Source organism: Streptomyces sp. NPDC014734 (genome assembly GCF_043083325.1).
Classification (GTDB): Bacteria; Actinomycetota; Actinomycetes; order Streptomycetales; family Streptomycetaceae; genus Streptomyces.
Window position 1 is genome coordinate 318,750 of sequence record NZ_JBIBYN010000004.1, and the last position, 10,242, is coordinate 328,991.

The following is a 10,242-nucleotide window of genomic DNA, read 5'->3' on the forward strand; positions in this document are numbered from 1 at the left end:
GCGTGAGCGCACAAACGGCCGCGCCGAACGACGTCGCGCCGATGGATCACCGTCATGTGCTGCGGGCGCTGAGCGGCCTGTTGATCGTGCTCTTCGTGGCGATGATCAGCAGCACGGTGGTCTCGGTGGCGCTGCCGAAGATCATCGGCTCGCTGAACGGCACCCAGTCGCAGTACACCTGGGTCGTGACCGCGACCCTGCTCGCGTCCACGGCGTCCACCCCGATCTGGGGCAAGCTCGCCGACCTGTTCAGCAAGAAGACGCTGCTCCAGATATCCATCGGCATCTTCGTCATCGCCTCGATCGCCTGCGGATTCGCCCAGTCCACCGAGCAGTTGATCGCCTTCCGCGCCGTCCAGGGCCTCGGCATGGGCGCCCTCCAGGTGCTGGTCCAGGTGATCATCGCCGCGATGATCAGCCCCAAGGAACGCGGGCGCTACAACGGCTACCTGGGCGGCGTCATGGCCGTCGCCACCGTCGGCGGCCCGCTGCTGGGCGGCTTCATCACCGACACCTCGTGGCTCGGCTGGCGCTGGTGCTTCTTCATCGCCGTGCCGTTCACCCTGATCGCCTTCGTGATGCTCACCCGGACCCTGCACCTCACCGAGGCGCGCCGTTCCGAGACGAAGGTCGACTACCTGGGCGCCTCCCTGATCGCCGCCGGCGTCAGCCTGCTGCTGCTCTGGGTCACCTTCGTCGGCAACGACTTCGACTGGATCTCCTGGCAGACCCTCGTCATGGTCGGCGCCAGTGCCGTGATCCTGATCCTTGCCGTCGTCGTCGAGAGCCGGGTCTCGGACCCGGTCGTCCCGCTCCACGTCGTACGCCGCCGCGACCCCGCGCTCGCCATCGTCGCGAGCCTCGCGGTCGGCATGGCGATGTTCGGCGGCGCGGTCTTCCTCGGCCAGTACTTCCAGATCGGCCGCGGCTACTCGCCCACCGAGGCCGGACTCCTCACCATCCCGCTGATGTTCGGCGTGCTGGTCTCCTCCACCGTCGCCGGACGACTGGTCTCCAGGACCGGCAAGGTGAAGCCGTACATCATCACCGGCGTCGTCGTCCTCACCCTGGGGTTCCTGGGACTGTCCACCATCGACCACGAGACCTCGCTCGTCCTGGTGTCGGCAGGAATGCTCGCGGTCGGCGTGGGCGTCGGCATGTCGATGCAGAACCTGGTCCTGGTCCTGCAGAACACCGTTCCGCTCGGCGAACTCGGCGCGGCCAGCGGCGCGATCACCTTCTTCCGCTCGCTCGGCGGCACGATCGGGGTCTCGGTGCTGGGAGCGGTGCTCGCCAACCAGGTCGCCACCAAGATCACCCGGGGCCTGGCGGAGCTCGGCGTCGACCCGGCGGCCTCCTCCGGCGGAGGCGGATCCACCCTGAACGTGGCCGCGATGCCGCCGCAGATCCAGGAGGTGGTGCGCGCCGCGTACGGCGACGCGACCGGCACCATCTTCCTCATCTCGGCCGCCATCGCCGTGATCGGAGTCATCGCCGCGCTGTTCCTCACGCCGACGAAGCTGCGCGACAGCGTCGACCTCTGACGGCCCCGCGGGCTCCGGCCCGCACGCCGTCCTCGCGCCCCGTCCTCCGCCCCGTCCTCCCCGGACGGTGCGGAGCACGGGGCGCACCCGTCTCGTCATGCGTGACCGACGGGCTCTGGGGTAGTGTGACCCACCCCGACCCGGGGACCGACCGAGGAGGTGAGACCCATTACCGCTGTGTCAGGCTGGGTGCTCCTCCCGCATGATTGCCCGGTCGACCCGACGTAAGTGCTGTCCCGCGATCCCTGGCGGGCACGCGACGACAACTACGGCACCTCGCCGCGTTGTCGGGACGTCCGCACCCATCCGGTGTGCGGATGCCCCTCCGCCTCGCGATGCACCGCATCCGACGCCGCGTGCCGGTCCGTCACGGAGCACGGGACAGCCCCCGGTCGACCGCGGAGCGCCCATCGGCTTTCCCGAAAGGCTCCGCTCCCATGCCGGAATCCGCTCCACCGTTCGCCGTCTCCTCCCTCGTCGCCGCACTCCGCGCCGCCGGCTGCGTATTCGCCGAGGACGAGGCGGAGTTGATCCTCTCCACGGCCACCGACCCGGCCGAGGTCGCCGCCATGACCGAACGCAGGGTCGCCGGGCTCCCGCTGGAACACGTCCTCGGCTGGGCCGAGTTCAGCGGTCTGCGGATCGCCGTGGACCCCGGGGTCTTCGTGCCCCGCCGCCGCACCGAGTTCCTGGTCCGGCAGGCCGCGGCCCTCGCCGGTCCGGGGGCGGTCGTCGTCGACCTCTGCTGCGGGTCGGGCGCCCTCGGCGCCGCGCTCGCCGCGCTGCTGGGCCCGATCGAACTGCACGCCACCGACGTCGAGCCCGCTGCCGTGCGCTGCGCCCGCCGCAACATCACCGGCACGGGCCGGGTCTACGAGGGCGACCTCTTCGGGCCGCTCCCCACCACCCTGCGCGGCCGGGTGGAGATCCTGCTCGCCAACGTGCCGTACGTGCCGAGCGACGACGTCGAGCTCCTGCCCCCCGAGGCGCGCATCCACGAACCGCGAGTCGCCCTCGACGGAGGCGCGGACGGCCTCGACGTCCTGCGGCGGGTGGCCGCCGAGGCGCCGCGCTGGCTGGCACCGGGCGGGCACCTGCTGGTCGAGACGAGCGAACGGCAGGCGGCCCGCGCCGTCGAGACCATCGCCCGCAGCGGTCTGCTGCCGCGCGCTGTCGGTTCCGAGGAGCTGTACGCCACCGTCGTCGTCGCGACGAGGCCGGACGCCGCCGCCCCCGCCGGCCGTCTTGGAAGCTGACCGCCCCGTCCGTGCCGGGGGAACGCGCCGCGCCGGGCCCCCGGCACGGTCGGACCGCGAAGCGCGCCCCCCGGTGCCCGGCCCCGGAGGGCACCGGACACCACTCCCCGCTCCACCGCCCGTCGCGTTGCTCCACTGCCCATCGTGGGCGAGGTCGTTAGGCTCGGAGCGCTGGATCATGTGTGGGCGGCGAGCAGGAGAGCACGGAATGACGACGGTGCCGGGACGCAGGAGCAGTACGTTCACCCGACTGCTGCGGCATGGATTCACCGACCCATCCGCCGCCGAGAAGATCCTCGACCTGCCCGCGCTGGCGTCCGTGCGGTCCGATCCGGTGCTCCTCGAAGCCCTCGGGGCCACCGCGGACCCGGACCTTGCGCTGCACGGGGTCGCCCGGCTGGTGGAGGCCGAGGACCCGGACGAGCGGCAGGTGCTGCTGGACACCCTCATCACCGCCAAACCCCTGCGGGACCGGCTGCTCGGGGTGCTCGGCGCCTCCGAGGCCCTCGGCGACCATCTGGCGCGCCACCCGCGCGACTGGCACGCGCTCGTCACCTACGAGGCCACCGATCTGCACCCCGGGGTGCCGGAGTTCGAGCAGGAACTCGCCGGGGCCGTCGACCCCGACTCGCTGCGCGTCGCCTACCGACGCTGCCTGCTGGCCATAGCGGCCCGGGACGTGTGCGGGACGACCGGAGTCGCCGAGACCGCCGCCGAACTTGCCGACCTGGCCACCGCGACGCTGCGGGCGGCGCTCGCCATCGCCCGGGCGGCCGCACCCGAGGACGCCGCCCGGTGCCGGCTCGCCGTCATCGCGATGGGCAAGTGCGGCGGACACGAACTGAACTACGTCTCCGACGTCGACGTCATCTTCGTCGCGGAACCCGCCGACGGTGTCGAGGAGAGTGCGGCGGTACCGGCCGCCACCCGCCTGGCCGCACACATGATGCGGATCTGCTCCGACACGACCGTCGAGGGCACCATCTGGCCCGTCGACGCCAACCTCCGGCCCGAGGGCCGCAACGGTCCGCTGGTGCGGACACTCTCCTCCCACCTCGCGTACTACCAGCGCTGGGCCAAGACCTGGGAGTTCCAGGCGCTCCTCAAGGCCCGGCCGGTGGCCGGCGACCCCGAACTGGGCGCCGAGTACATCGAGGCCGTCTCACCGCTGGTCTGGCAGGCGTCCGAACGCGAGAACTTCGTCGCCGACGTCCAGCGGATGCGCCGCCGTGTCGTCGACAACATCCCCGCCGACCGCATAGACCGCGAGCTCAAGCTCGGACCCGGCGGACTGCGGGACGTGGAGTTCGCCGTACAACTGCTCCAGCTCGTGCACGGCCGCAGCGACGCCGCCCTGCGCAGCGGCACCACCCTGGAGGCCCTGCGGGCGCTCGCCGCGGGCGGCTACGTGGGACGGGTGGACGCCGCGCAGCTCGACGAGGCCTACCGCTTCCTGCGCACCATGGAGCACCGCATCCAGCTCTACCGGCTGCGCCGCACCCATCTCGTTCCTGACGGCGAGGCCGACCTGCGGCGGCTCGGACGCTCCCTCGGGCTGCGCACGGACCCGATCGCCGAACTCGTCCAGGCGTGGCGGCGCCACTCCTCCGTGGTGCGGCGGCTGCACGAGAAGCTGTTCTACCGGCCGCTGCTCGACGCCGTCGCCCAGCTCGCCCCCGGCGAGTCCCGGCTCAGCGCCGAGGCGGCCCGGCACCGCCTCGAAGCCCTCGGGTACGCGGACCCGGCGGCGGCGCTCCGGCACCTGGAGGCACTGTCCTCCGGGGTGTCCCGCAAGGCCGCGATCCAGCGCACCCTGCTGCCGGTGCTGCTCGGCTGGTTCGCGGACTCCGCCGACCCCGACGCCGGCCTGCTCGGCTTCCGCAAGGTGTCCGACGCCCTCGGCAAGACCCCCTGGTACCTGCGGCTGCTGCGGGACGAGGGCGCGGCGGCGGAGAACCTCGCCCGGGTGCTGTCGGCAGGCCGACTCGCCCCGGACCTGCTGCTGCGGGCCCCGGAGGCGGTGGCGATCCTCGGCGACCCGCAGGGTCTGCGACCACGCGGCCGGGCCCACCTGGAGCAGGAGGTGCTGGCGGCCGTGGGGCGGGCCGACGGCGCCGAGTCCGCCGTCGCCGCGGTACGCGGCGTGCGGCGGCGCGAACTGTTCAGGACCACGGCCGCGGACCTCATCGGCTCGTACGGCACGGAGGAACGGCCCGCGGAGGAGGACCCGGGCGCCCTCGTCGACAGGGTCGGCGACGCGGTCACCGACCTGACCGCCGCCACCATCGCGGGCGCCCTGCGCGCCGCGGTGCGCGCCCAGTGGGGCGACACCCTGCCCACCCGGTTCGCGATCATCGGCGTGGGCCGGTTCGGCGGGCACGAACTCGGCTACGGCTCCGACGCCGATGTGCTGTTCGTCCACGAACCGCGCGAGGGCGTCGACGAACAGGAGGCGGCACGGGCCGCGAACGCGGTGGTGGCCGAGATGCGCAGACTGCTGCAACTCCCGACCGCGGACCCGCCGTTGATCATCGACGCGGATCTGCGCCCGGAGGGCAGGAACGGGCCGCTGGTGCGCACACTGCGCTCGTACGAGGCGTACTACCGGCGCTGGTCGCTGGTCTGGGAGAGCCAGGCGCTGCTGCGCGCCGAGCCGGTCGCGGGCGACGAACGGCTCGGACGCGACTTCATCGAGCTGATCGATCCGCTGCGCTACCCGATGGAGGGCCTCGGCGAGGACGCGGTCCGCGAGATCCGCCGCCTGAAGGCCCGGATGGAGTCCGAACGGCTGCCGCGCGGCGCGGACCCGACACTCCACGCCAAGCTGGGCCGCGGCGGGCTGAGCGACGTCGAGTGGACGGTCCAGCTGATGCAGATGCGGCACGGGTGGTCGGAGCCGGGGCTGCGGACGCCACGCACGCGCGAGGCGCTGGCCGCCGCGTGCGCCGCGGGGCTGATCCCGGCCGAGGAGGCGCAGACGCTGGACGAGGCGTGGGTGCTGGCGACGCGGGTCCGCAACGCGGTGATGCTGGTGCGCGGGCGGCCGGGCGACACGTTTCCGTCGGGGCCCCGCGAACTCACCGCGGTGGGGCGCTACCTGGGTTACGAGCCGGGGCACGTCGGAGACATGCTGGACGACTACCGGCGGATCACCCGCAGGGCGCGGGCGGTGATGGAGGAACGGTTCTACGGGGCGGTGTGAGGCCGTGCGCGAAGGGGCCGGGGCAGGTCCCCGCGCACCGGAATCGCCCCGGGCCCCGGGGGCCGGATACCCGACGGCCCCCGGCGGTCCACCGTCCTCAGCGGGCGACGGGCCTTCAACAGCCCACCGGCCCTCAGCGGTCCGACCGGCCGGAGCCGCGCCGACCCGCCGCGCCCGCGGTCTCCGGCACGTCCGCCGCGCCCGGCGTCCGCAGACCGGCGCGGGCCGTGACACCGGCGGCCCGGCCCGCACCCGGCAGCGCGCTCCCGTCCGGCACCCGCACCCGCCGGGGCAGACGGTGCGGCGGTGAGCCGTACCAGGCGTACGAGAGCACGCAGCCGAAGGCCAGACACAGCATGCCGCCCAGCGCGTCCAGCCAGAAGTGGTTGGCCGTCGACACGATCACCAGCAGTGTGAGGGCCGGGTAGAGCAGGCTCAGAACGCGGGCCCAGGGCGCGGAGACCAGGGCGAAGACGGTAAGCCCGCACCAGAGCGACCAGCCGATGTGCATCGAGGGCATCGCCGCGTACTGGTTCGACATGTTCTTGAAGTTGCCCGAGGCCATCGAGCCCCAGGTGTGGTGGACCAGGACGGTGTCGACGAAATGGCCGCCGCTCATCAGACGCGGTGGCGCCAGCGGGAACAGGTAGTAACCGAGCAGGGCCACGGCCGTGGTCGCGAACAGGGCGAGCCGGGCCGCCGCGTACCGTCCGGGGTGACGGTGGAACAGCCACACCAGGACGCAGACCGTCACGACGAAGTGCAGTGTCGCGTAGTAGTAGTTCATCGACACGATCAGCCATGTCACGGAATTCACCGCGTGGTTGACGCCCTGTTCGACCGCGATGCCCAGGTGTCTCTCGACCGACCAGATCCAGTCGGTGTTGCGCAGCGCCTGGATCCTCTGCTCCGGCACGGCGTTGCGCACCAGCGAGTACACCCAGTAACTGGCGGCGATCAGCAGGATCTCGAACCGGACGCGTGGGCGGCGCGGTGCCCGTGACGCCCGCGCGAGCCCGGCCAGGCGCGCGGAGCGGGTCGAGGGCGGGGGATGCGCCGGGGGAGAGGAATGCGGGGGCGGCGCGATCGCCGGGCCGGCGCCGTACGGTCCGGTGTTCCGCTTCGGGGCCGCCGCGGAGACCGTCTCGTTCACGATGGGTGACGGGGCGGCCTCCGGTCGGCCTTCCTGCGACGTCGCACTCAATTCACCCATAGGTACAGAGTCTGCCAGAAATGTCCCGCCCGCCCGATCACCTTCCCTCGGGCGGGGGACTCATCTCCACCGGGTCGAACTGCGGTTCAGCGGCGGCCGCGGGATCCCGGTACGGCTCCGGCCGCGGGTGCCGGGGCGGGCCCGGGACCCGCGGCCGTCGAACCACGGACCACCAGTTCGGGCATGAAGACGAACTCGCTGTGCGGAGCGGGCGTGCCGCCGATCTCCTCCAGGAGCGTGCGCACGGCGGCCTGGCCCATCGCCGTCACCGGCTGCCGGATCGTGGTCAGCGGCGGATCCGTGAACGCTATGAGCGGCGAGTCGTCGAAACCGACGACCGACAGGTCGCGCGGCACTTCCAGCGACAGCCGGCGGGCGGCCCGGATCGCGCCGAGCGCCATCATGTCGCTCGCGCACACCACCGCCGTGCAACCCCGCTCCATCAGCGCCGAGGCGGCTGCCTGCCCACCCTCAAGGGTGAACAACGAGTGCTGGACCAGCTGCTCCACCTCGTCCGCGCCGACGTCCAACTGCTCCCTCATGGCGGCGCGGAAGCCCTCGATCTTGCGCAGCACCGGCACGAACCGCTTGGGCCCGACCGCCAGTCCGATCCGCCGATGTCCCAGCGACACCAGGTGCGTCACCGCGAGCCGCATCGCGGCCCGGTCGTCCGGTGAGATGAACGGCGCCCGCACCTGCGGGGAGAAGCCGTTGACCAGGACGAACGGCACGCCCTTCCCCCGCAGTTGTTCGTAGCGGCGCATGTCGGCGGAGGTGTCGGCGTGCAGCCCGGAGACGAAGATGATGCCCGAGACCCCGCGGTCGACCAGCATTTCGGTCAGCTCGTCCTCGGTGGAACCGCCCGGCGTCTGGGTCGCGAGCACCGGGGTGTACCCCTGCCGGGTCAGCGCCTGGCCGATGATCTGGGCCAGCGCCGGGAAGATGGGGTTCTCCAGCTCGGGCGTGATCAGCCCGACCAGCCCCGCGCTGCGCCGGCGCAGACGCACCGGCCGTTCGTAGCCGAGGACGTCGAGCGCGGCCAGAACGGATTCGCGGGTGGCCGCTGCGACACCGGGCTTGCCGTTCAGTACGCGGCTGACCGTCGCTTCGCTGACCCCCGCCTGAGTTGCGATATCGGCAAGCCGTGCGGTCATGGAAGTGGACTGTACCGGGCGTATGTCGGATTGCCCACTATCCGCCCGCTCGCCCGCCTCCGGAGCCGGACGGCCGCGTTCGCGGTGGGATTCCCTGACGTCCGCGGCAGGGTTCCGGGGCCGTGGCGGCAACTTCTTGCAAGAGCTTGCGGGGGCATTTCAGCGGAGTGCGATCGCCCCCTCGCGCCCCGCCTTCACGCTCCGCGTGCCGCCCCTGCCAGGGATCGGAGTCTCTCGTCAAGAGTCTTGACGGCAACCGTGCGGACACGCGAATGTAACGATCGACGGAGCTTGCAGAAATATTCCGCAAACTCTTTCGGCGTTCTTTCATCCTTGTTACGTTCACGTCGACCCGGCGCCGCGACGGAGCGGTACGGCAGTTGAAGGAGTTCAGATGCGACGTGGCATAACGGCCACCGCCCTGGTCGCGGCCCTGGCGCTCGCGGCGACCGCCTGCGGCGGCGACGACGAGTCCGGCGGCACGAGCAAGAGCTCGGGCGAGCTGTCCGGCACGGTGACGTGGTGGGACACCTCCACCGCGGGCAGCGAGGACAAGGTCTTCAGGAAGCTCGCCGAGGGCTTCACCAAGCAGCACCCGAAGGTCCACGTCAAGTACGTCAACGTGCCCTTCGGTGACGCGCAGAACAAGTTCAAGAACGCGGCGCAGTCCGGCTCCGACGCCCCCGACGTGATCCGCTCCGAGGTCGCCTGGACCCCCGAGTTCGCCGACCTCGGCTACCTCGCCCCGCTCGACGGCACCGCCGCGCTGAAGAACCCGGACGACTTCCTCAAGCAGGCCGCCGCGTCCACCAAGTACAAGGACAAGACGTACGCGGTGCCGCAGGTCATCGACTCCATGGGCATCTTCTACAACAAGAAGATCTTCAAGGAGGCCGGTGTCGAGGTCCCCAGGACGGTCGACGAGCTGAAGTCCGTCGCCAAGAAGATCAAGGACAAGACCGGCAACACCGGCATGTACCTGCGCGGTGACGACGCGTACTGGTTCCTCTCCTTCCTCTACGGCGAGGGCGGCGACATGGTCGACGCCTCCAACCAGTCCGTCACCATCGACAACCCCAAGGGCGTCGCGGCGATGAAGGTCGTCAAGGACCTCGTCGACTCCGGGGCGGCCAAGACCGATGCCACGGACGGCTGGGAGAACATGCAGGCGTCCTTCAAGGACGGCAAGGTCGCCATGATCATCAACGGCCCGTGGGCCGTCGCCGACACCTACGCCGGCAAGGAGTTCAAGGACAAGGCCAACCTGGGCGTCGCCCCGGTCCCGGCGGGCTCCGCCGCACAGGGCGCCCCGCAGGGCGGCCACAACCTCGCCGTCTACGCGGGTTCCAAGAACCTCGACGCCTCCTACGCCTTCGTCGAGTACATGACGTCCGCCGAGACCCAGGCCGAAGTCACCAAGGAACTGAGCCTCCTGCCGACCCGCACCTCCGCGTACGCCAAGAAGGACGTCGTCGACAACGAGATCGTCGGTTTCTTCAAGCCCGTCGTCGAGACCGCCGTCGAGCGCCCCTGGATCCCGGAGACCGGAAGCCTCTTCGCCCCGCTCGTCACCGAGTACACCAAGGTCCTCACCGGCCAGACCACACCGGAGAAGGCCGTCAGGACCACCGGCGACTCCTACCGCAAGCTCCTCAAGGGCTGGAAGTAACAGGAAGGCAGGCCGGCTGATGGCTGTCCACACCGGCCAGTCGGTGGTGAAGGCCGCGGACGACGTCGTCGTCCGCGGCCGGCGCCGCGGAACAGGCCACCCCCCCCCCCGGCCCCGCCCGCGCCCACCGGCGCGGTCGACCCACAGGTACGCCAGGACCACGGGCGCCCCCCGCCGCGTCGTGTTAGGCGGGATAATCGGATA

Annotated in this window: 6 protein-coding genes; 4 read left to right on the forward strand and 2 right to left on the reverse strand. The window is 71.6% G+C overall.

Features of this window, described 5'->3' with window-relative positions:
* The first annotated feature begins 41 nt into the window (after positions 1–41).
* The 3 genes from ACF1CT_RS10135 (at position 42) to ACF1CT_RS10145 (ending at position 6,002) form a co-directional block, all read left to right on the forward strand.
* Positions 42–1,544 carry an MDR family MFS transporter gene (locus tag ACF1CT_RS10135; RefSeq protein WP_391783440.1) on the forward strand — a complete coding sequence of 501 codons (1,503 nt, stop codon included), beginning with the start codon at positions 42–44 and terminating at the stop codon, positions 1,542–1,544.
* A gap of 437 nt (positions 1,545–1,981) precedes the next feature.
* The gene (locus tag ACF1CT_RS10140) at positions 1,982–2,800 is read left to right on the forward strand and encodes a putative protein N(5)-glutamine methyltransferase (protein ID WP_391783330.1); all 819 of its coding nucleotides are present in this window, start codon (positions 1,982–1,984) and stop codon (positions 2,798–2,800) included.
* 208 nt (positions 2,801–3,008) lie between these two features.
* Positions 3,009–6,002: a bifunctional [glutamine synthetase] adenylyltransferase/[glutamine synthetase]-adenylyl-L-tyrosine phosphorylase gene (locus ACF1CT_RS10145; RefSeq protein ID WP_391783331.1), complete on the forward strand. Its 2,994-nt coding sequence runs from the start codon at positions 3,009–3,011 to the stop codon at positions 6,000–6,002.
* Positions 6,003–6,135: 133 nt separating this feature from the next.
* On the opposite strand, the gene ACF1CT_RS10150 is transcribed toward ACF1CT_RS10145, so the two are convergent.
* Together ACF1CT_RS10150 and ACF1CT_RS10155 are read right to left on the reverse strand one after the other, a co-directional pair.
* Positions 6,136–7,215 carry a phosphatase PAP2 family protein gene (locus ACF1CT_RS10150; protein ID WP_391783332.1) on the reverse strand — a complete coding sequence of 360 codons (1,080 nt, stop codon included), beginning with the start codon at positions 7,213–7,215 and terminating at the stop codon, positions 6,136–6,138.
* Positions 7,216–7,301: 86 nt separating this feature from the next.
* Positions 7,302–8,369, reverse strand: a complete 1,068-nt coding sequence (locus ACF1CT_RS10155; RefSeq protein ID WP_391783333.1) for a LacI family DNA-binding transcriptional regulator — start codon at positions 8,367–8,369, stop codon at positions 7,302–7,304.
* A gap of 394 nt (positions 8,370–8,763) precedes the next feature.
* Between ACF1CT_RS10155 and ACF1CT_RS10160 the strand changes: the two genes are divergently transcribed.
* A complete protein-coding gene (locus ACF1CT_RS10160) occupies positions 8,764–10,038 on the forward strand; it encodes an extracellular solute-binding protein (protein WP_391783334.1) in 1,275 nt (424 codons plus the stop codon).
* Positions 10,039–10,242 lie beyond the last annotated feature (204 nt).

Excerpts from the sequence above, each read along its gene's own strand:
- ACF1CT_RS10135 (WP_391783440.1), top strand. The coding sequence starts at position 42 with ATGGATCACCGTCATGTGCTGCGGGCGCTGAGCGGCCTGTTGATCGTG.
- ACF1CT_RS10140 (WP_391783330.1), top strand. The coding sequence starts at position 1,982 with ATGCCGGAATCCGCTCCACCGTTCGCCGTCTCCTCCCTCGTCGCCGCA.
- ACF1CT_RS10145 (WP_391783331.1), top strand. The coding sequence starts at position 3,009 with ATGACGACGGTGCCGGGACGCAGGAGCAGTACGTTCACCCGACTGCTG.
- ACF1CT_RS10150 (WP_391783332.1), bottom strand. The coding sequence starts at position 7,215 with ATGGGTGAATTGAGTGCGACGTCGCAGGAAGGCCGACCGGAGGCCGCC.
- ACF1CT_RS10155 (WP_391783333.1), bottom strand. The coding sequence starts at position 8,369 with ATGACCGCACGGCTTGCCGATATCGCAACTCAGGCGGGGGTCAGCGAA.
- ACF1CT_RS10160 (WP_391783334.1), top strand. The coding sequence starts at position 8,764 with ATGCGACGTGGCATAACGGCCACCGCCCTGGTCGCGGCCCTGGCGCTC.